Source organism: Bradyrhizobium erythrophlei, from assembly GCF_900129505.1.
GTDB classification, from domain to species: Bacteria; Pseudomonadota; Alphaproteobacteria; order Rhizobiales; family Xanthobacteraceae; genus Bradyrhizobium; species Bradyrhizobium erythrophlei_D.
Genome location: NZ_LT670818.1, coordinates 4,443,113 through 4,467,718, shown reverse-complemented (window position 1 = coordinate 4,467,718; position 24,606 = coordinate 4,443,113). Strand labels below are relative to the sequence as shown.

General features: G+C 62.3%; 21 protein-coding genes and 2 pseudogenes. 12 read left to right on the top strand and 11 right to left on the bottom strand.

The annotated features are described in order from the left end of the window. Positions 1-456 precede the first annotated feature (456 nt). The 3 genes from B5525_RS46430 to lon all read left to right on the top strand — a co-directional run bounded on the left by B5525_RS46430 (position 457) and on the right by lon (position 3,690). Complete coding sequence (locus B5525_RS46430) at positions 457-699, top strand: hypothetical protein (protein ID WP_244567978.1); 243 nt, start codon at positions 457-459, stop codon at positions 697-699. 158 nt (positions 700-857) lie between these two features. Then, on the top strand, positions 858-1,265 hold the full coding sequence (locus B5525_RS20725) for an Hsp20/alpha crystallin family protein (protein WP_079567652.1): 408 nt from the start codon (positions 858-860) through the stop codon (positions 1,263-1,265). A gap of 28 nt (positions 1,266-1,293) precedes the next feature. After that, positions 1,294-3,690 (top strand): endopeptidase La, encoded by a 2,397-nt coding sequence (lon, locus tag B5525_RS20720; protein WP_079567651.1) that lies wholly within the window; start codon positions 1,294-1,296, stop codon positions 3,688-3,690. Between the two features lie 61 nt (positions 3,691-3,751). On the opposite strand, the gene B5525_RS44155 is transcribed toward lon, so the two are convergent. Next, entirely contained in the window at positions 3,752-4,066 is a 315-nt protein-coding gene (locus tag B5525_RS44155; protein WP_154073343.1) for a hypothetical protein, read from the bottom strand. 47 nt (positions 4,067-4,113) lie between these two features. On the opposite strand from B5525_RS44155, the gene B5525_RS20715 reads away from it, so the two are divergent. Then, complete coding sequence (locus B5525_RS20715; protein WP_079567650.1) at positions 4,114-4,869, top strand: CBS domain-containing protein; 756 nt, start codon at positions 4,114-4,116, stop codon at positions 4,867-4,869. A 110-nt stretch (positions 4,870-4,979) separates the two neighbouring features. Here B5525_RS20715 and B5525_RS20710 read toward each other — a convergent pair whose 3' ends face one another. The 6 genes from B5525_RS20710 to B5525_RS20685 form a co-directional block, all read right to left on the bottom strand. Next, a complete protein-coding gene (locus B5525_RS20710; protein WP_079567649.1) occupies positions 4,980-5,756 on the bottom strand; it encodes a cyclase family protein in 777 nt (258 codons plus the stop codon). Between the two features lie 66 nt (positions 5,757-5,822). Next, positions 5,823-7,304: an ATP-binding cassette domain-containing protein gene (locus tag B5525_RS20705; protein WP_079573613.1), complete on the bottom strand. Its 1,482-nt coding sequence runs from the start codon at positions 7,302-7,304 to the stop codon at positions 5,823-5,825. Next, complete coding sequence (locus B5525_RS20700) at positions 7,304-8,230, bottom strand: branched-chain amino acid ABC transporter permease (protein WP_079567648.1); 927 nt, start codon at positions 8,228-8,230, stop codon at positions 7,304-7,306. The genes B5525_RS20705 and B5525_RS20700 overlap by 1 nt, the downstream gene beginning before the upstream one ends. 2 nt (positions 8,231-8,232) lie before the next feature. Then, on the bottom strand, positions 8,233-9,108 hold the full coding sequence (locus B5525_RS20695) for a branched-chain amino acid ABC transporter permease (RefSeq protein ID WP_079567647.1): 876 nt from the start codon (positions 9,106-9,108) through the stop codon (positions 8,233-8,235). Positions 9,109-9,207: 99 nt separating this feature from the next. Further along, a complete protein-coding gene (locus B5525_RS20690; RefSeq protein ID WP_079573611.1) occupies positions 9,208-10,467 on the bottom strand; it encodes an ABC transporter substrate-binding protein in 1,260 nt (419 codons plus the stop codon). A gap of 406 nt (positions 10,468-10,873) precedes the next feature. After that, a complete protein-coding gene (locus B5525_RS20685) occupies positions 10,874-11,911 on the bottom strand; it encodes a S1C family serine protease (protein WP_079567646.1) in 1,038 nt (345 codons plus the stop codon). 142 nt (positions 11,912-12,053) lie between these two features. Between B5525_RS20685 and B5525_RS20680 the strand changes: the two genes are divergently transcribed. Continuing rightward, positions 12,054-13,652: an FAD-binding oxidoreductase gene (locus tag B5525_RS20680; RefSeq protein ID WP_079567645.1), complete on the top strand. Its 1,599-nt coding sequence runs from the start codon at positions 12,054-12,056 to the stop codon at positions 13,650-13,652. 3 nt (positions 13,653-13,655) lie between these two features. On the opposite strand, the gene B5525_RS20675 is transcribed toward B5525_RS20680, so the two are convergent. Further along, positions 13,656-14,528, bottom strand: a complete 873-nt coding sequence (locus tag B5525_RS20675; RefSeq protein WP_079567644.1) for an aldose 1-epimerase family protein — start codon at positions 14,526-14,528, stop codon at positions 13,656-13,658. 116 nt (positions 14,529-14,644) lie between these two features. Here B5525_RS20675 and B5525_RS20670 point away from each other — a divergent pair, with 116 nt between their 5' ends. Both B5525_RS20670 and B5525_RS20665 read left to right on the top strand, forming a co-directional pair. Continuing rightward, positions 14,645-15,484 carry an alpha/beta fold hydrolase gene (locus B5525_RS20670; RefSeq protein WP_079567643.1) on the top strand — a complete coding sequence of 280 codons (840 nt, stop codon included), beginning with the start codon at positions 14,645-14,647 and terminating at the stop codon, positions 15,482-15,484. 265 nt (positions 15,485-15,749) lie between these two features. Continuing rightward, positions 15,750-16,073, top strand: a pseudogene (locus B5525_RS20665) (transposase); the annotation flags it as partial. Between the two features lie 189 nt (positions 16,074-16,262). Here B5525_RS20665 and B5525_RS20660 read toward each other — a convergent pair. After that, on the bottom strand, positions 16,263-17,156 hold the full coding sequence (locus tag B5525_RS20660; RefSeq protein ID WP_079567641.1) for a LysR family transcriptional regulator: 894 nt from the start codon (positions 17,154-17,156) through the stop codon (positions 16,263-16,265). A 103-nt stretch (positions 17,157-17,259) separates the two neighbouring features. Between B5525_RS20660 and B5525_RS20655 the strand changes: the two genes are divergently transcribed. After that, positions 17,260-18,681: an aldehyde dehydrogenase family protein gene (locus tag B5525_RS20655; RefSeq protein WP_079567640.1), complete on the top strand. Its 1,422-nt coding sequence runs from the start codon at positions 17,260-17,262 to the stop codon at positions 18,679-18,681. A gap of 346 nt (positions 18,682-19,027) precedes the next feature. Beyond that, positions 19,028-19,960 (top strand): lipid A biosynthesis lauroyl acyltransferase, encoded by a 933-nt coding sequence (locus B5525_RS20650; protein WP_079567639.1) that lies wholly within the window; start codon positions 19,028-19,030, stop codon positions 19,958-19,960. Between the two features lie 399 nt (positions 19,961-20,359). On the opposite strand, the gene B5525_RS20645 is transcribed toward B5525_RS20650, so the two are convergent. Together B5525_RS20645 and B5525_RS20640 are read right to left on the bottom strand one after the other, a co-directional pair. Continuing rightward, positions 20,360-22,024, bottom strand: coding sequence for a B12-binding domain-containing radical SAM protein (locus B5525_RS20645; RefSeq protein WP_244567977.1), 1,665 nt, complete (start codon positions 22,022-22,024; stop codon positions 20,360-20,362). A 152-nt stretch (positions 22,025-22,176) separates the two neighbouring features. Continuing rightward, on the bottom strand, positions 22,177-22,464 hold the full coding sequence (locus tag B5525_RS20640; protein ID WP_154073341.1) for a hypothetical protein: 288 nt from the start codon (positions 22,462-22,464) through the stop codon (positions 22,177-22,179). 232 nt (positions 22,465-22,696) lie between these two features. Between B5525_RS20640 and B5525_RS20635 the strand changes: the two are divergent. From B5525_RS20635 to B5525_RS47875, 3 genes and pseudogenes are all read left to right on the top strand, one after another. After that, positions 22,697-23,062 (top strand): annotated as a pseudogene (locus B5525_RS20635) (HD domain-containing protein); the annotation flags it as partial. Between the two features lie 127 nt (positions 23,063-23,189). Beyond that, positions 23,190-23,525 carry a septal ring lytic transglycosylase RlpA family protein gene (locus B5525_RS20630; RefSeq protein WP_079567637.1) on the top strand — a complete coding sequence of 112 codons (336 nt, stop codon included), beginning with the start codon at positions 23,190-23,192 and terminating at the stop codon, positions 23,523-23,525. Between the two features lie 154 nt (positions 23,526-23,679). Continuing rightward, complete coding sequence (locus B5525_RS47875) at positions 23,680-23,769, top strand: DUF6527 family protein (protein WP_425305280.1); 90 nt, start codon at positions 23,680-23,682, stop codon at positions 23,767-23,769. Positions 23,770-24,606: the final 837 nt, after the last annotated feature.

The window sequence follows — 24,606 nt, the reverse complement described above, 5'->3', positions numbered from 1 at the left end:
CATGCCCTCGCTACGGCTCGTTGTCTGTGCTTGGGTCAATTGCCCTCCGGCCGGCTGGAAGACGGTCAAGCCGTCCAGGCGCGATACTGGCCGGAAACCAGCGGTCCACTTTGATGCTCGTCAAGCATGCGGGGAAATCCCCCCATGCTTTCGCGGAAAGGACGGGCTTGATCTTTGTCAATGGTGCCCCAGTTCCGGTTCGGTAACCAAACCACATGAACAAGCGCAAGGAACCATGGGAAACGCGCTCCGCCGTCAGTTGATGGGCGCACGTTCTGGAACGGATCGGGCTCGCCTTGACGGGGGGCCTCGTGCGGTCTGTTCGTTGTCGCGCATGTGGGAAGGGCCAACATCGACCTGGTCGGTTCAGCCGCCACCGTCTTGGCCATGATGGTATGCGGCGGCGCCGGCTTCTATCTCGGGATCGACCTGCCTCGCGTTCCCCCGGATCACAAGATGCATCTGCTCCTGCGGCATGGACTTGGTTCCAGCTGGGATACCGTGGAGCTGCTCAGCGCGGCCGGGACCTTTCTCGCCTCGGTGGCTGCCGTTATCTCGGTTTCCAGCATTGTTCTGGACGAAACGGCGGGCGCGGGAACCGCGATCCTGATCAGTTTCTGCTGGGCGATCGGCGCGACCATGCAGATTGCCGCCGGCATTATCGCAGGAATGCGGTCCGAATCTCCCCCCACCTTCTAGGTGACCCCCCTGCCACCTCCCATTCCGACCTGGCGCCTGATTGACGGGATGGCGCAAGCATAGAACTATTCCAGCGGCACCCACCGGGTGCCATTGATCGGCGCTAGGATGGCGCCTAGCGATCATTTCGGAAATTTGAGTAAAACGCGAGAGAGCCCATGTCGACAAAGGACCCCGTCAACTGGATGTTGTCCGAGGCGATCGATTCACTGGCGCGCGCCGAACGGCTGCGCCAGCAGTTCTTCAGCCTGCAGTCGAGGGCAGGCTCCCGCGAGCCCAGCTGGGAACCCCCGATCGACGTGCTGGAAACCGACCGGGAGATTCTGATTCTCGTCGCGCTTCCCGGCGTCGATCCGGAGCATGTCGAAGCCGTAATCGAAAACGGAACGCTTGTCGTGAGCGGACAACGGGTGCTGCCCGTCGAACTGCGCAACGCCCGGATTCACCGGCTGGAGCTTCCACAAGGTCGCTTCGAACGCCGCATTATACTGCCCACGGGACGCTACGCGGTCAGCCGCTTCGCCGTGAATGGATGCATCGTATTGCGCCTGGCCAAGGCTCTGTGAAGACAAAGTCTGTGTAAAGAGGGTCGTCATGTCGACAGCCAACGAAGAGCCCGCCTCAACGTCGTCGTCCACCGCCAACCCGGCGGAGTCGGTGCCGATCCCGAGCGATGCCCTGATCATCGTTCCCGTGCGTAATACCGTGCTGTTTCCGGGGGTCGTCGCTCCCATCACCATCGGCCGGCCGAAATCGATCGCCGCTGCGCAACAGGCGTTGCGCGAACAGCGGCCGGTCGGGATCGTATTGCAGCGAAACCCCGAGGCGAACGATCCTGCTCCCGACGAACTGCACCGCATCTGCACGATCGCCAATATCGTCCGTTACATTACCGCGCCGGATGAAACCCACCACATCATCTGCCAGGGCATTCAGCGCGCCCGCATTCTCGATTTCCTTCCGGGCACACCGTTCCCAGTGGGGCGGGTGCTGCATATTCCCGAGCCCACCACGAGCTCGCCGGAAATCGAGGCGCGCTTCCTCAACCTGCAAAGGCTGGCCATCGAGACCATCCAGTTACTGCCGCAGGCGCCGCCGGAGCTGCTTGCCGCGTTCCAGTCGACCACCTCGCCGGCCGCGCTGGCCGATCTCGCGACCGCCTATATGGACATCAAGCCGGAGGACAAGCAGGAGATCCTGGAGACCATCGACCTTGCGCAGCGCATAGAGAAGGTTTCGCGGCACCTCGCCGAGCGGCTCGAAGTGCTGCGGCTGACGGCCGAGATCGGCCAGAAGACCAGGGCCACCTTCGATGAACGTCAGCGCGAGGCCATCCTGCGCGAGCAGATGGCGACCATCCAGCGTCAACTGGGCGAAGGCGACGGCAAGGCGCAGGAGGTGGCGGAGCTGAACGAGGCGATCGCCAAGGCGGGGATGCCTTCGGAGGCGGAAAGCCAGGCGCGCAAGGAAGTGCGCCGCTACGAGCGGATGCCGGAGGCAGCCGGCGAGGCCGGCATGGTCCGCAGCTATCTCGACTGGCTGATCGAGCTGCCATGGGCGCTGCCGCCCGAAAAGACCATCGATATCGCCGAGGCGCGACGCATCCTCGACGAGGATCATTTCGGCCTGGAGAAGATCAAGAGCCGGATCGTCGAATATCTGGCGGTCCGCAAACTGGCGCCGCATGGCAAGGCGCCGATCCTGTGCTTCGTCGGACCGCCCGGGGTCGGCAAGACCTCGCTGGGGCAGTCGATCGCTCGCGCCATGGACCGGCCGTTCGTCCGCGTCAGCCTCGGCGGCGTTCATGACGAGGCCGAGATCCGCGGCCACCGCCGCACCTATATCGGCGCCCTGCCCGGCAACATCATCCAGGGCATCAAGAAGGCTGGCGCGCGCAACTGCGTGATGATGCTCGACGAGATCGACAAGATGGGCCGCGGCATCCAGGGCGATCCATCGGCCGCGATGCTCGAGGTCCTCGACCCCGAGCAGAATTCGACGTTCCGCGACAATTACCTCGGCGTTCCCTTCGATCTGTCGCGCGTGGTGTTCGTCGCCACCGCCAACATGCTGGACACGATCCCGGGGCCGCTGCAGGACCGCATGGAGATCATCAGCCTGGCGGGCTATACCGAGGATGAAAAGCTCGAAATCGCGCGGCGCTATCTGGTTCGCCGTCAGCTCGAGGCCAACGGCTTGAAGCCGGAACAGGCCGAGATCGAAACGGAAGCGTTGCGGCTGATGATCAAGGGTTACACCCGCGAGGCCGGCGTCCGTTCGCTGGAGCGGGAAATCGGCAAGGCGCTGCGTCATGCCGCGGTGCAGATCGCCGAGGGCTCGTCGAACAAGGTCACCATCACGGCCAAGGACCTCACGGGTGTGCTTGGCCAGCCCCGTTTCGAAGGCGAGATTGCCATGCGCACCAGCGTGCCCGGGGTTGCGACCGGGCTCGCGTGGACGCCGGTCGGCGGCGACATCCTTTTTATCGAGGCCACGCGGGTTCCCGGCAAAGGTGCCTTCATCCTGACCGGGCAGCTCGGCGAAGTCATGCGTGAAAGCGTGCAGGCCGCGCTGACGCTGGTGAAGAGCCGCGCCGCCCAGCTCGGGATCGATCCCGCGCTGTTCGAGAAGAGCGACATCCACGTCCACGTCCCCGCCGGCGCCACGCCGAAGGACGGGCCGAGCGCGGGCGTCGCGATGTTCACCGCGCTTGCCTCCCTGCTCACCAATCGCACGGTGAGGAGCGACACCGCGATGACCGGCGAGATCTCGCTGCGCGGCCTGGTGCTGCCGGTCGGCGGCATCAAGGAGAAAGTGGTCGCGGCCGCCGCGGCCGGCCTGACGCGGGTGATGCTGCCGGCGCGGAACCGGCGGGATTTTGACGACATTCCGCAAGGCGCCCGCGACCGGCTGGAATTCGTCTGGCTCGAGCGCGTCGACGATGCGATTGCCGCGGCGCTGGAGGAAACCAAACAGGCGGCGGTGGCGTGAGCAGCGGGACGATGTTTTTTTTTGCCGAATATTTGATCTGGAGCAAGAACGGGCCGGGCTTTTACGTTCCTATATTAAGAGGGGCCTCTTGAGGGCGCGGCAATCCTTCGCGGGTGTCGATATGGCAAGCGAAACGGTAAAAATCCTTCTGTTGATTTTCATGTTTGGCGGTCTTGAAACCGTCATGCGCCTTCAGCCGGTCGTGCTGAAGCGGCGATCCCACGAACGTCGGGTTCGGTGCTGACAAGGGCCAGCGTGCTTTTGCCGAATGCACCGACGGTCGGGCACGAACGATTGCCGTTCGCCGTGCCTCTCCGCGCCGTTCTGCAGGCGTCTTGCCGTTGACTCTGATCAAGCCAAGGGCGCCTTCTTCCATTAGCTTGTCCGGGCAGTCTTTCGAATCTTGGGCCTGGAGACCCCTTCATGCGCGCGCATCAAATCATGACCCAGCACGTCATCGCGATCGGTGCCGATGCACCGATCGCCGAGGCGCTTGACACTATGCTGCGGCACCATGTCAGCGGGCTGCCAGTGATCGACACGGACGGCAAACTGATCGGCATCATTTCGGAAGGCGATTTTATTCGCCGCGCGGAGCTCGGAACGCAGCGAAAACGCGGCCGGTGGCTGAGCTTCCTGGTCGGCGCCGACCGGGTCGCAGCGGACTTCGTTCATGCCCATGGCCGCAAGGTCGGCGACATCATGACGCCGGATCCCCTGACCATATCGGAGGATACGCCGCTCGTTAGGATCGTCGAGATCATGGAATCGAACAACGTCAAACGCCTGCCGGTGGTGCGCGGCAATCGCATGGTCGGGATCGTGACCCGCTCGGATTTGTTGCCCGCCCTCGCCGACCTCGCCCGCCATGGGCCGAGCCCATCGTCGGATGACGACCGTATTCGCGAGCAAGTCATCGCGGCCATCGCAGGCGCGGCCTGGGCGCCCTGCAGGCTCAAGGTCACGGCCCGGGACGGGGTCGTGAGCCTGGACGGTGTCGTCGCCAGCAAGAACGCCCGGCAGGCCACGATCATTGCCGCGGAAAACGTTCCGGGCGTCAAGAAAGTACTGGATAATCTCGAGGCGCGCGCCTACCCGCCTGCCGAAGAGGATCTTGGCGGCGGGGATATCGTTTCATTGCAGGAGCAACCGTCGACAACCGATGACGAACCGCTGTGAGTGCCCGGCCTGGAATCATGAGCCGCTCTCCAGGGGCGCCGGCTCCATAGCGTTTTCGAGCGAAGTGGATGCCGGTTCGCGTCAAGAGAACGCGTCAAACAAAAGATACCTCAGCCTTCGATGATCGCCACCGCCCGGGTCCAGCCCGCCGACGCACGCTCGATCTTGACCGGGAAGCATGACACGGTGAATCCGGTCGACGGCAATTGCTCTAGATTGTGCAGCTTTTCAATGTGGCAATAGCCGATGTGCCGCCCAGCCTTGTGGCCTTCCCAGATCAGGCTGGCGTCCCTGGTTTCGGCATACTTCCTTGCGGTGTAGACGAACGGCGCGTCCCAGCTCCAGCCGTCGATGCCGGTCAGCCGCACGCCGCGCTCGAGCAGATACATCGTCGCCTCATAACCCATGCCGCAGCCGGAATTGACATAATCCGGGCGACCGTATTTGGCGCCGGCGCTGGTGTTGACCACGACGATCTCGAGCGGCGACAGCGTGTGGCCGATGCGCTTGAGTTCGTCCTCGACATCTTTTGCCGTCGCCACATAGCCGTCGGGCAAATGGCGGAAGTCCAGCTTCACGCCGGGCTGCAAACACCATTCCAGCGGCACCTCGTCGATGGTCCATGACCGCTCGCCGCGATTCATGGTGGGGTGATAATGGTAGGGCGCATCGAGATGGGTGCCGTTATGGGTCGAGAGCTGGACGGTCTCCATCGCCCAGCCCTCGCCATCCGGAAGGTCTTCGGCCTTCAGGCCTTCAAAGAAGCCGAGCATGCGCGGCAGGCTCTGCTGATGGTCGCTGTACTGGATCAGCGGATGCAGCCCCGGCGGATCGGCCGGCACGTCGTTCTGTAGCGGCACCGAGATGTCGATCAGGCGTCTGGCCATTTGGATTTTCCTCGGAAGATTTGGTCGTAACCATATCGGCGCGGCGCGCGGCTCACAATTTGGATCTCAGAGATAGCCGGTGCCGGCTTCCTCGGCAAAACGTCTGGGATCGCCTTCCCAGACGATCCGCGCATGCTCGAGCACGTAGACCCGGTCGGCATGCGGCAGGGCGAAGGTGACGTTCTGCTCGCCCAACAGCACCGTAATCGCGGTCGTCGTGCGCAATTTCTCGAGCGCCTTCGACAATTGTTCGAGAATGACCGGCGCCAGCCCCAGCGTCGGTTCATCGAGGATCAGGATTTTCGGCTGCATCATCAATGCCCGGCCGATCGCCAGCATCTGCTGCTCGCCACCGGACAGGGTCTGCGCCATCTGGTTCTGGCGCTCTTTCAGGATCGGAAACAGCTCGAACAGCCACGCCAGCTGTTTGGCCTTTGCCTCCTCCGACAAATGTTGCCCGCCGAGATCGAGATTTTCGCGCACGCTCATCTCGCCGAACAACTCGCGCGATTCGGGGCACTGCACGATACCGCTGCGGGCGATCCGCGCCGGGCTGGTACCGCGCAGTTTCTCGCTATCGCGGAGGATTTCGCCGGTGTAGGGGAGAAATCCCGAAATGGCGTTGAACAGCGTGGTCTTGCCGGCGCCGTTCAGCCCCACCACGGAGACGAATTCGCCCTGGTGGACATGGATCGAGACGTTTTCCAGCGCCTGCGCCTTACCGTAATAGACGCTGACATTCTCGACCTGCAGCAGCGGAACCTTGTCCTTGAAGCTGGTCTCCGGGCGCGCCGAAGTCTCGATCGCGCCGCCGAGATAAACCCGGCGCACGGTCTCGTTGCGCATCACTTCGTCGGCGCGGCCGGTGACGATCTCCTCGCCGAGATACATCGCCAGCACCCGGTCGACCAATGCCGCGACGCTCTTCACGTTATGGTCGACCAGCAGCACCGCGCGGCCTTCGTCGCGAAAACTGCGGATCAATTCGGAGAAGGTGCCGACTTCGGCGAGCGTAAGCCCGGCGAAGGGTTCGTCGACCAGTACCACCTTCGGATCGCGCGCGATCGCCTTTGCCAGTTCAAGCCGGCGCAGGTCGGCAAACGGCAAGGTCGGCGGCCGGCGATCCATCACGGCGCCAAGGCCGACACGATTGGCGATCCACTTCGCGCGCTCGGTGAGCGCCTTGTCGGCGAACAGCATGAACAGGCTGTCGGGCAAAAGTGCTACCATGATGTTCTCCAGCACGGTCTGCCGGTTCAGCGGCCGCGAGTGCTGGAACACCATGCCAAAGCCCTTGCGCGCGATCTTGTGCGGCGGCATGCCGGCGACATTCTCGCCCTGAAAAATGACTTCGCCCGAGGTCGGGCGCTCGATGCCCATGATCGACTTCATCGCGGTCGATTTGCCGGACCCGTTCGGGCCGATCAGGCCGAAGATTTCACCGGCGCGCAGATCGAAGCTGAGGCCCTTCACCGCGGTGAGGCCGCCGAAACGCTTGGTCAGGCCGCGAACTTCGAGAACCGGCGGATGGTTGGTGGTCGCATCCATCACGAGCGGGCCTCGCGCGACAGGGCCGCCCCGAGGAAACCACCGGGGAAGAACAGAACGACTAACAGTGCAACTGCCGAGACGATGAAGGTGGCGAGTTCTCCCGTCGGGCGCAGGAATTCGCCGGCGACGATCAGGAAGATCGCGCCCAGTGCCGCCCCGAGCACGGTGCGGCGGCCGCCGAGCACCGCGGCCACGATGACGTTGACGCCGACGGCGACGTCGACGACGGTGCCGACCGAGGCGGTGCCGAAGTAAAATACCAGCAGCGCGCCCGAGAGCCCCGAGAAGAACGCGCTGACCACGAAGGCGGCGAGCTTGTGCTTGACGATGTTGAAGCCGAGCGCGCCGGCCTGCACCGGATCCTGTCCGCTCGCCTGCAGCACCAGGCCGACCGGCGACTGCGAGAGCCCATACAGGATGATGGCGCTGATGGTCATGAAGCCGAGCGCGATCCAGTAATTGGCGCCGGCATTGATGGTGATCACGTCCGGGATGGTGAGGCCGATTTCACCGCCGGTGAGATCGGCGAATACGACGATGAAATTCTGCAGCATCAGCACGGCGACCAGCGTCGTCAGCCCGAAATAGGGCCCGCGGACCCGCAAGGCCGGCAGCGCCAGCACGAAGCCGGCCAGCACCGAGGCCATCGCGCCGAGCACGATGCAGAGGTACACCGACCAGCCATACTGGTTGTTGAGGATGCCGGCGGTGTAGGCGCCGACCCCGATCAGGAAGGTTGGTCCGAAATTCACCTCGCCCGCGAACCCGAACAGCAGGTCCCAGGCCATCGCGAACACGCCGAAATAATAGGCGACCGTGAGCAGGCCTAGAATGTAGCCGGAGACGTAGAGCGGCAACGTCGCGGCGACGACGACCACGACCAGAGATATCAAGAACAGCCGCGATGTGAAGAAACGGGCCATGCTCATCGCCTCCCGAGCAGGCCTTGCGGCCGGATATACATCACGATGACCAGCAGCAGCAGCGCCGGAATGGTGCGGTAGGCCGGCGAGACCAGATAGGCGGTCAGCGTCTCGAGGTAACCGACAACGAAGGCCGCGATCAGCGAGCCGGATACGCTGCCGAGGCCACCCAGCACGACGATCGAGAATGCGCTCGCGGTCAGGGGACCGACGCTATAGGAGCTGACCCCTAAGAACATGCCGAGCAGCACGCCGGCGATGCCGGCGAGAATGCCGTAGATCGCCCAGACCACGATATAGATGCTGGTGAGCTCCAGTCCGAGCAGCGTGACACCCCGCGGGTTCATCGACGCCGCCAGCACCGCCTTGCCGGTGCGGGTGCGGTTCACCATCAGCCAGAGCAGCCCGATTACGAGGCAGCAGACCAATGCGGTGAAGATTTCGTTTTTCGGAGTGCGGACGCCGAAGATGTCGACGACGCCCTCGACGATCGGCAATACCGTCTTGGCATTGTTGGTGAAGAAATAGGCGATCAGCTCCTGGATCATGATCCCCCACAGCAAGGTGCCGGTGAGGACGAAGATTTCCTTTTCCTCGTTGGGAATTCGCCGCGATTTCTGGATCGGCTGCACCACCGCGAAATAGGTGGCGAACGCCGCCACCAGCGCAACCGCAACGCCGACCAGCGCGCCGGCATAGGTGTTCAAATGCAGCGTGGAGGCTGCAGCCCATGCCGCCACCGCCGCCAGCACCATGATGGCGCCATGCGAGAGGTTGAGCACGCCGGAAACGCCGAAGATCAGGGTGAAGCCGGTAGCCCCGAGGGCATACAACGCGCTGATGGCAAAGCCATCGATCAGGATCTGAAAAGCAAGCATCTATATTGGCCGCGGCAGCACCGCTGCCTCACTCCTTAGAAAATTGCAAAAGCGAATATGCTCCCGGGGCGCGTCTCCGGGAGCATGATCATTCGAGGTTCAGTTCGACGTAACCTTGATGAAGCTCGGGAACTTCAGCGTGCTCTTGGCGACTTCCTTCGGCCAGACCGCGACCTGCTTGCCATCCTGCCACTGCAGCATCAGGCCCGTGATCAGGCCCTTGCCGTACTTGATCGAATGGGTGAACGGATCGTCCTTGCCGTAGAACTGAATGCGGCCGATGGTGCCTTCCCAGTCGGTCTTCTCCAGCGCCTCGACCAGCTTGTCGGCGTCGGTCGAGCCGGCGCGCTTCACGGCATCGGCGATGTAGTAGACTTCGTCATACGAAGTGTAGCCGGCATAGGACGGGAAGTTGCCGAACTTCGCCTTGAACCCTTGCGTGAACGGAAGACTCTTCGGCGTCACAGGAACATCCGGACCCGAAACGCCCTGATAGAGTACACCTTCGGAAGCGTCGTTGGTGTCCTTGCCGAAGGTCGAGTTGGTGGCCTGCGAGCTGATGCCGAGCATCGGGATCGGAACCTGCTGGTTCTTCCACTGCACCGTCGGCTGCACACCGACATGCGAAATGCCGGTGATGATCACGTCGGGCTTCGCACCTTCGATCTTGTTGAAGATCGGCGTGAAGTCGGTGGTGTCGGGTGAGAACCGGATGTGGTCGAGCACCTTCAGCCCGATCTTGGGCAGGCATTCCTCGTAGCCGACGTCGAGCGGCTTGGTCCAGGCTGCGTCCTCGCTCATGATGACGGCGGTCTTCATGTGCTTTTCGTCGACCAGCAATTCCTTGGCGGCGTCGCAGACCGACAGCGCGAGCGCGGCCGAGGTCAGGTAGCCGTGGAAGGTGTATTTGTTCTTCTCGTAATCGGAATGAACACTCTTGCTGATCTCGTTTGACGCCGCACCCGGCGTGATGAACGGCGTCTTCAGCCGCGACGCCCAAGGCTCCAGCGCCAGCACGACTTCGCTGATGTAGCTGGCGATCACGATATTGACCTTGTCCTCGTTCACCGCACGCTGGAAGGCGCGAACGGAATCGGCCGATGAGGAATGGTTGTCGTAGGTGATGATTTCGATCTTGCGGCCGTCGACGCCGCCCTTGGCGTTGATTTCATCGGCGGCCATCTGCGCCGCCTGCGGAATTGAGGCGCCGGCGATGGCCTGGGCTTCGGCGATGACACCGATCTTGATGGGATCCGCCGCCAGGGCCTGGCCGGACGCCATCGCCAACAGGCCGAGCGCGGTTCCGCCGAGAAGTCCTCGCAATGACCAAAATACGGGCGACGGGGATGTCTTTTTCATATCGTTTCTCTCCATTGTTATTCTTGACCATTATTCAGCCTTGCCGGCATTTTAGCTGCGCAGGCAGGCTCGGCAAGCGAAACCGCATCGCATTCGCGTTAGCGCAACTAAAGTAGGTGGGAGCCGATCGCCGTTAGCGGCCAAGTTCGCTGCGAACCTGGGCGGTCGTCCGATTCATGGCAGCGGCCCGACCAGCTCCAACGCAAGCAAACGCTGTGCCGCAGGCACTTCTTGGCCATCGCTGCGCCGACCGGCGGTCAGCCATTTACCCGGCCGGCGCAATCCCTGACATCGGGCATTGCCGGCCGACGGCAAAAACCGAAGCTGGTCTCGAAAATGTCAAGACGGCGGGTCGGCAGGGCAGACCGCCGGGACCGTGGGCACCGGCAGACGCGCCCCGGCGGCGCTAGCGGGCTGATCCCTGACGAGCCACCGGCTTGCGTTCGATTGGATGAACGTCGATGCCGCGCAGGCGCCCCATGCGCAGCACATCCATCTCAAGCGTCCGCCCGATCCGATCGCGATCGAGGACGCGGATCAGATCGTCGACGCCGTTGACGACGACGCCGTCCAGCCGGACCACGACGTCGCCGGGCGACAGGCCCGCCTTTGCCGCCGGGCCGTCCGGCTCGATCTGCGCCAGCAGCGCGCCCATCTTGTTGTCGACGCCGGCGACCACCGCGTGCCGTCGCGGCACCGGCGCGGTCTGGCCGGACACGCCGATATAGGCACGCCTGACATAGCCGTGGCGAATGATTTCCGACAGCACGAACTGCGCGGTGTTGCTGGCAACCGCGAAACAGATGCCCTGCGCGCCGTTGATGATCGCCGTGTTGATGCCGATCACCTTGCCGGATGACGCCACCAGCGGGCCGCCGGAATTGCCGGGATTGAGCGCAGCGTCGGTCTGAATGACGTCCTCGATGGTCCGGCCGCTCACCGAGCGGATCGAGCGGCCGAGCGCCGACACCACGCCCGCCGTGACGGTCGATTCAAAGCCGAGCGGATTGCCAATCGCGACCACGAGCTGGCCGCGCCGCAACGTCTTGGAATCGCCGAGCGAGGCGTAGGGCAGATCCCGCACGCCGTCGGCGCGCAACAGCGCCAGATCGGTGTCGGCATCGACACCGAGCACGCGCGCGTCGGTGACGATGCCCTCGATGTCGCGCAGCCTGATCTCTTTCGACGATCCGACCACGTGGCTGTTGGTGAGCACGAGCCCGTCCGGAGAGATGACGATACCCGAACCGAGGCCGCCGCGCTCGCGCGCGTTCGGCGCTTTGGCGCCGGTTTCAACGCGGACCACGGCGGGTCCGACGCGTTCGGTCACGCCGATCACGGCATTGGAATAGGCATCGAGCAAGGCCTGATCGTCGGCGGCCGCCGGCTGGGCGGCTTGCGATGGGTGGCTCTCGTCGAATGAATCGCGGGTAAGATCCAGCATGGGTAATTCCTCAGGGGACAAAACACATGGTGGTCCCACCCTGCCCTCGCAAGTACCGTCGGCGGGGCTTGCCGGGCGCGGCGGACCGCGAGAGACTGCTCCGAAAGCAGAAAATTCCGGGCGGAAACGACAGGAGGCGACCATGACCGGCGCAAGGCTCAAGCATTACGGCTGGGGCCGCGAGGGCGAGGGCATGACCGAGGCCGAGCAGGCCTTCGTGCTCGGCCGCTACCGGGCGAAATTCTCCCGCGACAGGTTCGAAACGATTGCCGTGCCGCGGCTGGAGGATCTCGCTTTGCGCGCGCCGCGCATAACCCCGCCCTCCTCGTTGGCCGCTTTCTGCACCACCGACCGTTACGACCGCGCCGCGCATGCCTACGGCAAATCGTACCCGGATTATGTGCGCGCCCTGCTCGGCGACTATGATTGCGCGCCCGACGTCGTCGCCTATCCCCGCGACGAAGCCGACATCGCCGCCGTGATAGACTGGGCCGGCGGCGCGAGCGCCTCGCTGACGCCGTTCGGCGGCGGTTCCAGCGTCTGCGGCGGTGTCGAGCCGCGCGCCGACGGCGTCCGCTACAAGGCCGCCGTCACGCTCGATCTGCGCAACCTCGGCAAGGTGGTCGAAGTGGACCAGGCCTCGCGCGCCGCGCTGATCGAAGGCGGCGCCTTTGGTCCGTCGCTGGAAAACCAGCTCAAGCCGCATGGGGTCACTTTGCGGCACTTTCCGCAGAGTTTTGAATATTCGACGCTGGGCGGCTGGATCGCGACGCGGTCGGGCGGCCATTTCGCCAGCCTCTATACCCATATCGATGATTTCGTCGAAAGCCTGCGCGTGGTGACCCCGCGCGGCATTCTGGAAACCCGCCGCCTGCCGGGATCAGGTGCCGGGCCCAGCCCCGACCGGTTGTTAATCGGATCGGAGGGAACCCTCGGGGTGATCTCGCGCGCCTGGATGCGACTGCAGCCGCGGCCGAAATTCCGCGCCGGCGCATCGGTGCGTTTTCCGAACTTCTTCGCCGCCGCCCGTGCGGTGCGCGCCATCGCGCAAGCCGGCCTCTATCCGTCGAACTGCCGCATCCTCGATCCGCAGGAGGCCTTCAACACCGGTGCGGCCGACGGCAGCGTCGCCATCATGGTGCTCGGCTTTGAATCCGGCGATCATCCGATGGACGAGCGGATGGTGCGCGCGCTCGAATGCTGCGCCGACCATGGCGGCACGCCCGAATTGGCCAAGGCCGGCGACGCGCATCTCGAAGGCGCGGCCGGCATCTGGCGCAATGCCTTCATCCGCATGCCCTATGCGCGCGAGTTCCTGACCCCGGCCGGCCTCATCAACGACACCTTTGAGACCGCCATCACCTGGGACCGGTTCGAAGGCTTCCACGACAAGGTGAAGGCGGCGACGGAGCGCGCGATTCTGGAAGCGACCGGCGTCAAGGGCGAGGTCACCTGCCGCTTCACCCATATCTACCCGGACGGACCTGCCCCTTATTTCTCCTTCCACGCACTGGGCCGCCACGGTGCGCTGCTGGAGCAATGGCAGGCGATCAAGAACGCAGCGAGCGACGCGCTGATCGAGGCCGGCGGCACCATCACCCATCATCACGCCGTCGGCCGCGACCACCGGCCGTGGTACGACCGCCAGCGTCCGGAGCTGTTCGCGGCCGCGTTTCGCGCGGCCAAGAAGGAACTCGATCCGCAGGGCATGCTGAACCCGGGCGTGCTGATTGATCCCTGAATTCTAGCCAATTCGGATACGATATTTCAGGCTCCGGCTGTCACCGCGAGCGATATGCATCAGGCCCGGCTTGTCCTTGAACTCGCCGTCGAAATGCGCGGGACTTGCAAAGCCGTGCCAGGGTTCGATGCAGAGAAACGGCGCGCCCTTTGGCTTCGACCAGATCCCGAGCTCGCGAAATCCTTCCCAGCAAACCTCGACCTGCGGACCGCTCCGGGCCGCGTAGCGGACGGCATGGCTGGCCGGCCGGTCCATAACGATCGCGTCATCGTCGAACAGCCGCTCCGACAGCGCGAGCCGGCTGCCGCGAACAGGGGTCGGCTCCAGCGCAGCCCGCAGCAGGCCGTCCTTCAACCGCCGGATCGGCAGGGCTTCTTCTCGCGAAAACACCAGCGCGTAGTCTTCCTTGGCCAAGCCCGGGAGCAATGGCCAGTTGAAGGCCGGATGAGCGCCGATCGAGGCCGGCAGCATCTCGTCGCCCGTGTTGGCGATCTCAAGGGCAATTTCCAGATCGGCACCATCAAGCGTGTAGGTAACCGACAGGCGGAACGCGAACGGATAGCGGGCGCGGGTTGCGGCATCGTCCACCAGCAGCAGCGTGCAGGAAGTCGCCTCGCGCCGCGCCCAATCGAACCGATGATCCCTGGCAAAGCCATGCTGCGTCATCGGATAAATCTTTCCCCCGTGCCGCAATTCGTCGTTCTTCAGCCGCCCGACGATCGGAAACAGCAACGGCGCATGGCGCGGCCAGGCCTCACCGGCTTGCCAAAGCAGCTCAAGGCCTTCAGCGTTTTTCAGGGAGCATAATTCGGCGCCTTCCTCCGCGATGGTCGCCGTCATCGTGTCATTGCGAAGCGTGAAGCTGTCTTTGGTCATGGATATTCCTGAGACCTAGCCGGATCGCGGCGGAGGGCTCCCGGCTGGAGCTTGACCGCCGCGCAAGGCGAACTATTTAACGCATCGCTGCGTCCGCCACCAAACCCGGGTCGTTCATGCGTCGCGCCTTGCTGGCCTTGTTGCTGCTTTTGCCTTTCCATGCCGCCGCGAGCGAACCACTGTGGCAGACGCTGCCGCCGACCCCCGCGCCTGTCTCGGGCGAACAACGCGGCCACGCCAAAGTGAACGGTATCAGCCTCTATTACGCCACCATTGGCCATGGTTCGCCGGTCGTCCTGCTGCATGGCGGGCTTTCGAACTCGGATTATTGGGGCAATCAGGTCAAAGCTCTCGCGCCGCACCACACCGTGATCGTCGTGGACAGCCGCGGCCACGGCCGCAGCACCCGCGATGCGCGTCCCTATGGCTACGATCTCATGGCCGACGACGTCATTGCGCTGCTGGACACCTTGCACATCGCCAGGGCCGATGTGGTCGGCTGGAGCGACGGCGCCATACTTGGCCTCGATCTCGCCATTCGCCATCCCGACCGCGTCGGCAAGGTGTTTGCCTTCGCCGCCAACACCGTGACGTCGGGCGTCCAGGACGGCGTCGAGAAGAACCCGACCTTCGCCCGCTTCATCGCGCGCGCGGGAACCGAATATGCCAGGCTCTCCGCGACGCCTGGGGATTATGACGCCTTCGTCGCGCAGATCACCAAGATGTGGGAGAGCGAGCCGAACTGGACCGACGCTCAACTGCAGTCGATCCGGGCGCCGGTCCTGGTCGTGGACGGCGACCACGACGAGGCGATCAAGCGCGCCCACACCGAATATATTGCAGCCACCATCCCCGGTGCCGGTCTCCTGATCCTGCCCAATACCAGCCACTTCGCCTTCCTGCAGGACCCGGCGCTGTTCAACGCGGCGCTGCTGCATTTCCTCGACGACCGCTAGCGACGCCAGGAGACCCAGCGAGTTCGTCGAGAGGTCGAGCACGTTCATCCTGCGGTTCGACCTGGAGAAGCCCGGGCGCGGCCCAGCCAAACAGGCGCAGGCCGACGCCAACAGCGACTGCGGCGTCGCTTTAGCGTTCCTCATCACCGGGCTTAGGCAATACAATTGATTCACATGATTGTAACATGCCTGACACCTAATTTGCCGGCCACCGCGAGAATTGTGCCTCCCATCAAGCGGGAGATTTTTGTGCGGAGCAGCACACCTGGACAACCTGTCGACCCACTCGGCCGGCGCCCTCTATGAGGCATTCGCGCCCGCCGAAGCCCGGCGAATTCTGCGTCGCCTGGAGTTCCACTACACCCCCAAGCATGCCAGCTGGCTCAACATGGTCGAGATCGAGATAGGCGTGCTCCGCGGCCAATGCCTGGATCGCAGAATCGACGACCCCAAGCGCCTCATCAGCGAAATCGCCGCATGGGAGAAACAACGAAACACCGCCGCCGCATGCATCACATGGATGTTCACAACCCAAAAAGCCCGCGCCAAAATGGGCCGCGCCTATCCCGTCACGTCCAAAGAGTCATAATCACTGTGCAGAGATACTAGCAGGGAATTTTACAGGGAATTTAGCGATTTTGAGGTTCTGAGATCTCAAACCTGACAGAGAAATGGCCGCGCTGCAGCGACTTTTCGCGAAATTCGCTACGCAAATTATCAGGGAAAATATTTCGGGAAAACAAGGAACTCTTTTTAGGTATCAGGGAATTTTTAGGTATCAGGGAATTTCTTTTTCTCGGATTAGGTCGATCATAGCGCGCAACCCGGCGGGCACATGCTGACGTCCGGGATGATAGAGACACAGGCCTGGAAAGGGCGGTGTCCATTCATCCAGCACGCGAACCAGCGAGCCGGCCGCGAGGTCGGCCGCGACATTCCATTCGGTGAGATAGGCGAGGCCGAACCCGGCCCGCGCCGCCGCCAGCATTAAATTGGGCTCGTCGAGGATCAGCGGTCCTTCACCGTCGATCGCCAGCGCTTCGCCGTGTCGCTCGAACTCCCAACGATAGCTGCCACCGCTGGGCAGTCGGCTGCGGATACAGCGATGCCGGGAGAGATCGGCAGGCGTGCGGGGCTTCGGATGCTGCTTGAAATAGGTGGGCGATCCGACAACTGCGAAACGTTGATCGGGCCCCAGCGGCACGGCGATCATGTCCTGCGGCACCAGTTCAGCCAGGCGCACGCCGGCGTCGAACCCATCGACAACAATGTCGACCAGTCGTCCCTCAGTGACGATGTCGACCGTCATGTCGGGATATCGGCGCAGATACTCGAACACCAGCGGCTCCATCTGCCGCGCCGCGCCCGCCGATGTATTGATGCGCAGTGTGCCGGCCGGCGTGTCGCGATGACTTCCCGCCCGCTCCATCGCCTCCCTGATCTGGCCCAGCGCTGGCGCAACGCCGGAAACGAACTGCTCACCGGCCTCGGTCAGCGAGACACTTCGGGTCGTTCGGTGGAACAGGCGCACGCCGAGTTTCGCCTCCAGCGCGGCGATGGAATGGCTCAACGCCGAGCGCGACATGCCGAGTTCGGTAGCAGCCGCTCGGAAGCCGCGGCGGCGCGCCACCGCCAGCACCGCGTCCAGTTCGATCAGCCCCGATGACCTCATTGTCCGGATTCCTGCACCAGATCATGCGGAATTATACACCTTATCGGGCCAACGACAGTGCCCTATCTTCCGGTTCATCCACCGTTCTCTGGGAAAGAGTGCCATGCGCTTCATCGACAAGATCTATATCGACGGCAGCTTCGTCACACCGCACGGGACCGAGCTGTTCGACCTGTACAACCCTGCGACGGCGCAGGTCATCGCTCGGGTGCGCCTCGCTGACGAGGAGGACGCACGCACCGCTATCGCTGCCGCCAAACGCGCCTTCCCGGCCTTCTCGCGCACGAGCAAGGCAGAACGCATCGCCTTGCTGCGGCGGATGCACGCCGCCATGATGGCGCGTCGGGAGGACCTGCTGGAAGCAATTGTCGAAGAGTATGGCGCACCCGTCGCGCGAGCCGGCTTCATGACTGACCACCCGGCAAACGTCCTCCTCGATATGGCCCGGGTTCTGGAGGACTATCGCTTTACGCGTCGCGTGGGCACGGCCGAGGTGATGATGGAGCCCTTGGGCGTCGCCGGTCTCATCACGCCGTGGAACAGCGATGCCGGCTTCATTTGCGGCAAGCTCGCTGCCGCAATCGCTGCTGGTTGCACGGCGGTCGTCAAGCCAAGTGAGATGAGCGCGATCCAGACGCAGGTGGTAACCGAAGCGCTGCACGCGGCCGGATTGCCAGCCGGCGTGTTCAACATCGTCACCGGCCGAGGCGAAGTGGTCGGCACCGAGATCGCCAGCCATCCCGATGTCGCGAAGATCTCCTTCACCGGTTCGACCGCAGTCGGCAAGGCAATCCTGCGGGCCGGCGCGGAAACGATGAAGAGGATCACGCTCGAACTCGGCGGCAAGTCTCCCACCGTCATTCTAGACGATGCCAATCTGGCGCAGGCGATTCCGTTGGCCCTCAGTGCGGGCTTCATGAACAGCGGACAGGCCTGCATCGCCGGCACACGCGTCCTCGTGCCACGGAGCCGGCTCAGCGAGGTGGAAGAGCTTGCGAAGGCGGCGGTCGGAGAGGTCAAAACCGGTGATCCGCGCGATCCGAAAACGACCGTCGGCCCGATGGTCAGCCAGAGGCAATGGGATCGCGTTCAACGTTATATCCGTATCGGTATCGACGAGGGCACGCTGCTTGCCGGCGGCGAGGGTAGGCCGAACGGGCTCGACGGCTGGTTCGTGCGGCCGACGCTGTTCAGCAACGTCCGCAATGACATGACCATTGCGCGCGAGGAGATCTTCGGGCCAGTGCTGTCGATCATTCCCTATGCGGACGAGGAAGAGGCGATCGCCATCGCCAATGACACCGTCTACGGCCTGCAAGCGTATATCTTGTCTAGCAACACGGATCGCGCGCGGCGGGTGGCCGACCGGATTGTCGCCGGTCGCGTGCTGATCAATACGCTGGCCCACGAGCCGATGGCACCCTTTGGCGGTTTCAAGCAATCCGGCATCGGCCGCGAATACGGCGACTTCGGGATGGAGGCGTTCCTTGAGCCGAAATCCCTGCTCGGCCTGTACACCGCCTGAGACGCCAAATCGTAAAAAATGCCGGCGGCACGGTCAGCCCGCCGAATATGGAGAGCTTCGGTGACAGCAACGACTCACGAAAACGACGTCAACAACACTCGATCTCCAGCACTCTATTGCATGCAGATCGGATCTCCCCCGGCGTCCAGGTACTCCCTCAGTCGTATATCGCAGGCAACCTGTTCAGGCGAAGGCGGCTCGATGACCTCATTACTCAGTGCAACCATCGGGCGAAGCGGCGCAACTCGTTAGTGTCTTGGATCGTATCGCCAGCGCTGGTATAATGATGCACACTGAAGCGCATGGAAAGCCGAATGGTGTTCGGCGAGATCGTCGTTGGTTTCTGATGCAACGTCTGCTGCATCGCGCCAAGGCCCGACTTCGCGACACGACCACGCCGCTGGGCCAAGCCGCGGTGGGTGCGCTGACGATCGGAATACTGCGTACCGCCCGCTATTTCGATCCGATCAAGACCGCCAACCTGTTCGGCCGGATCGCCCGCTTGATCGGGCCCTTGATGCGGGAGCAGAAGATCGGTCGCGCCAATCTGACCGCCGCATTTCCGGAGAAATCGCCCGCAGAGATCGAGGCCATTCTCGCAGGCGTCTGGGACAATCTCGGTCGCGTCGGCGCCGAATTCGCGCACCTCGATCATATCTGGGAGCACGATCCGGCGCGCTCCAAGGATAGCCGGATCGAAATCGGGACGCGCTCCTACGAATTGTTTGCGCAGCTTCGACACGACGGCAAACCGGCGCTGATCTTTGCAAGCCATCTCGCCAACTGGGAACTTCCCGCTCTGGCTGCCGTCGCGCACGGGCTGGACACCGCGATTCTGTATCGCCGGCCCAACATCGCGGCGGCCGATCGCATCATCCAGGATATGCGCGCCCTAAAAATGGGCACGCTAATTCCGGCTGGCCGTGACGCGCCACTAAAACTTGCGGAGGCCCTGAAAAACGGTCAGCACGTCGGGATGCTGGTCGACCAGTATCTGACCAACGGCGTCGAGGTTACTTTCTTTGGCCGCAAGACCAGGGCCAATCCGATGCTGGCCCGGCTGCTGCGGCAGATCGAGTGCCCGGTTCATGGCGTACGCATCGTCCGCCTGCCCGGACACCGCTTTCGCGGCGAACTGTCCGAAGAAGTGAAGCCGCTCCGCGACGCCGCCGGGCAAATCGACATTCAGGGAACGATGCAGGCGGTCACGTCGGTGATCGAGGGCTGGATCCGCGAATATCCCGATCAGTGGCTGTGGCTACACCGCCGCTGGCGATGAGCGAAGCGATATCCGGGAACGAACGCGCCGCCTGTCTTAACATTCACACAATGTCATTGTCCGCGAAAGCGGACGATCCGGTATTCCGCGAAGCGATCGATCACCGGCTTCTTTCAGCATGACCAACTTTGAAACCCCCGGGAAAGCAGTAAGTCACCCTGGGAGATAGCGAAACACCGGAATGGGATATGAGACAGTGGGATAGCGGGTGCCACTCTCTCGGCGTTCCTGACCAACGATCGTGTTTTGGGCGTTTTTGCCAGTCGGGAGACAGAGTAGTGGAATTGTCCCCATGGGACAGTGCGACATTCCTAAGGAGTTGATCCTTCCGCCCGCAGGTGATGCTGCCAGGAAGCTATCGGAGGCATAGCGGACCTTGCCGTCCATCCAACTGCATTTTTATGAGTTCACCGCCGAAACCTGCTCATTCTTCCGGTTATTATTGCCCGTAGCCTTTGCCGGACGAGCATGAGTAGACGACTCCGGGGCCCTCACCGGAGGCATACCGTCCAGCTCGGCAACGCGGCGGTCAATCTCACTGATCACGAGCTTCGAGAACGGCCCGAGGTGCATGTACAGCGCCATCAGCATCACGATATAACGCAGCGCGCCTGGATTGGTCTTGGCGACCTCGACGAAGGTCTTCCAGAACGGCTCGCGAACTTCCGGCAAGGCCCGCATGATCTTATGCACGCTGTCGATGCCGCCAAGCCTCTTGCGCATGTCGCCATCCGGCAGCTCGCGGCGGCGGTCGGAGCGGTCGAGCTTGACAGCGAGCCTTGACAGCCGTCCGGCATATGCCGTCGGGCTGAACACGTGCCGGAGCACGGCCTTGTAATCCACAAGAATGTCACGAAGCGGACGCTTGGTGTCGAAATTGCAGCCGAGCGTGCATTGGTCGCCGGCCTGCTCGACCTTCATGAGGTCATGGCCTTTGTGCAGGCGGCCTTCCTCGGCTAGCCGCCGCGTCAGCTGTGTGCCAGGCAGCGCATAAAGTAGTCCAACCATGCAGACCGGAATGTCCGTCTCCTCGATGAAGTCGATCATCGCCTGTCCCATCGAGACTTTTTCGGTATCGAACCCGACGATGAAGCCGGCAGTAACGAACATGCCGTAGCCGTAAATCTTATGGATGCACTCCGCGATGTTGCGCCTGGTGTTCTGCTTCTTCTTCATCTGCACGAGCGTCTCTGGATCCGGGCTCTCGATGCCGACGAAAATCGCGAAGAAGTTCGCGTCCTTCATCGCCTGCAACAGCTCGTCGTCATCGGCGATATTGATCGAGGCTTCGGTCGAGAACTCGAACGGATAGTCGCGCTCTTCCAGCCAAGCTTTGAGCCGCGGCAGTAGCGTGCGGAGGTTCCTCTTGTTGCCGATGAAATTGTCGTCGACGAAATCGACATGCCCGCGATAACCGTGATCGTAGAGCGCTTGCAGTTCGGCGAGAATCTGATCGTTAGTCTTGGTGCGCGGCACGCGACCATAAAGCTCGATGATATCGCAGAACTCGCAAGTGAACGGGCAGCCCCGCGAATATTGCACGCCGATGAAGAGATAGTGATCGAACTTGATCAGATCGTAACGCGGCATCGGGCTTTGCGTGACGTCGATCTTGAATTTCTCCGCGATGAACACACCCTTGCGTTCGCCGCTTTCCCAGGCAGCGATGAAGTGCTCCATGACTTGCTCGGCCTCGCCGATCACCTGGAAGTCCGCGTCCGCGTAAAGATGCGGGCTGGAGGAGACGTCAGGCCCACCGACACATACCGGCTTGCCGTGCAGGTGGGCGAGATCGATCAGGTAGATGAAATCAGGCTGCTGGTTGAGCATACCGCCGATCATCACGAGATCGGCCCAGTCGAGGTCCGCGTCCGTCAAAGGCTCGGTGTTACGGTTAACGAGACGGATGTCCCAATGCTTCGGCAGCATAGCGGCGACCGTGATCAGGCCAAGTGGCGCCGCCGGATACTTCGCGCCGACCAGTTCGCAGGCTTCCGTATAGTTCCAGAACGAGTTCGGAATGAACTTCGGATATACCATTAGGACGCGGCACGGGATCGTCATGTGATTCCCCGGAGGTTGAGGCGCAGGGTGTCACGCAGTTTGTCGCGACTCAAGAGTTTGATTCGCTCGTCGGCCGAAAGGCAAGCAAGCCTATATGCTTCTCGCCTTCCAGGATACCGTTCTTCCGCGTGTCGCCCTGCTGTGATCGTCGCTCACAGCTGACCCGTGGCGCCTTTCGTTTCCAATTCCGCAAGTTGCGCATTTGGCCGGCCGCGTTTATCGGCATATTCCCTGCTGTCGATCGGCCCGACATGCGGAGGATCTTTATCGAAGTACGGTCGTTCGATCCCAAACTCTTTGCCGTGCGGATCGATCCACTTCCACGAGTTTTCCGCTTGAACTCCATCGCTGCGTAATATCCGCATCGGGTCAAAACCGGAAGAACTCGAAGTGAGCAAACGTTTTCCGCTGTTCCCCCAATAACGGACGTCGGACAGCAACAGACCTCAAACCGAGCAGCGAATCGCCGTTGCTCTTCTATCGGAATGGTCCGGTCAATACGGGCGATACCTGGTGGGGCTTTATCGTTTTCACCCATTCTTAAAATCGGCCCCTACCCCACCCCCTATAGGTCTGTTCTGGCTCGCTCAAGCCACGCCTTGAGCCGCAGACGCTGCAGCACGTTGGTATGTTCACCAGCGCCGCAAGGGTTCGGCGCAAGAACCGTACCTCAATCACCTGCTAGAGGTCGCCAATCTGGTGACGGAAGCAACCGGCGGCTCTGAGCCTGATGCGGTCATCGCAGCCTTGTTGCACGACGCGATTGAAGACCAGGGCGTCACCGCCGAAATGATTGCGAGCGAGTTTGGCAAGCACGTCGCCGAGATTGTCGTGAAAGTAACCGACGACAAATCGCTGCCCAAGGATGAGCGAAAGCGATTACAAGTCGAACACGCACCGCATAGGAGTCGCGAAGCGCAATTGATCAAGCTCACGGATAAGATAAGCAACATGCGAGCCGCGACGAACAGTCCCGCAATTGACTGGCCAGTTCAACGACGGTTGGATTACATCGATTGGGCAATGCAAGTCGTTTGAAGGCTTACGCGGCGCGTCGCCATGGCTTGAACGTCAGTTTTGTGAAGCCGCTCAACGGGCTATTCAATCGCTCAATCCGCCGACGGTTGCTAGGGGAACTTAATCGATCATCCCGCGTTCACGCCTGATGATTAGTTCCAAGTTTTTCCTTGCTGTTGTTTTGGCTTCTTCAGCGGTCTGTCCGGCACTTGCCGAGTCCGGCCGCGCCGCATTCTACAGCGGCGGCCGTACCGCAAGTGGTGAGATCACTGGCCCAAACGGGCTTACTGCAGCGCACCAGACATTGCCATTTGGTACGATGGTGCTGGTTACTAATCATCGTAACGGCAAGACGGTTGTAGTGCGCATAGTAGATCGCGGGCCGTATGGCCGTGGTCGCATTATAGATTTGAGCCGTGCTGCCGCGCGGGAACTCGATATGATCAGCGCCGGTACGGCAATGGTTAGTATCGAGCGTCAGTAACGGCGGTCCTGTTCGGAGCGGGTATGTAGCGCAGCATTGATTCGAGCCGAAGAGAATCTGCGACGGATCAATCGCGCGTTTCGACCGTCTGGCAGACACTTCCGGTCTTCCCCAATCAACGGACATCGTCCGACCGTGGCTCCAGCGGCCGGCCGTGTCTCCTTCTGTGCATCAGCATACCGGTTGTTTGTCCCACTTCTGGATTAAACGCGGCTATGTCGGGTGGACCGGCAGTCCACGCTAGTTCAACTTATACTGAAGAAGTATCGTTGACCGGGACGGCGTACGGGCTCGGCATTCCCAACTTGCCAGCGGCCAAGGCAGAGAATTCGGCGTGTTGCACTGCAAGTTGGGCCACGGAGTGCAGATCGAACCTGGTCTCCGGCTACAGTCTCCCAAAAACGGGAGTTTTTCACATGTGCGCCAGAGACTATTGGCTATTCCGCTCCGGGAATGCCCAAAATCGGAGCTCGGAGGCTGATGGCTAATTCGCAAAAGCCCGCAATTGGCGGCATCTCTGCGCGTACCAGCGACGCCTTCTCCCGCCGCTGGACTGCTTGGCTGGCGACGCAGTGCGGATCGCACCGGTCTCCAGGTAAATTCCCTGCTCACGGGGACTTTTGCGCTCTTCGAGCCCTGATAGCCCGTTTTGCAACGAGAAGCTCCTGTGCTGCAAGCACTTCCTGTTCAATTTCCTAACAGCATAAACAGGGAATTTTTTTGGGGAACAGGGAATTTTTCACCCGTAGCAGGGAAATTGTGACGCTAGCTGGCATGCTGCAGGTCCCAGACATTGCGTCGGCCGGAAACCACTGGTGACGCTCCGTGACGCTCCGCGACGCGGCGCAATGCATCAGCCGGAGAATGGCAGGCAGCGATGCAAGCGCTATTGCTGGTCGCAGAACACAACGGGCCACCGATGTTCGCCCGAATTGGTGTGATGCAAGCGTTGAACCGCCACGTCGAACGCGTGTTCGATCCGTCGCGGAAAGACAAGCATTGGGGACGGCGAAAGGCTGACCGGACCCAGCCCGACATGTGTCGGAGAGCGTACAGACAAACTCTTGCGTTTAGGCTTTAA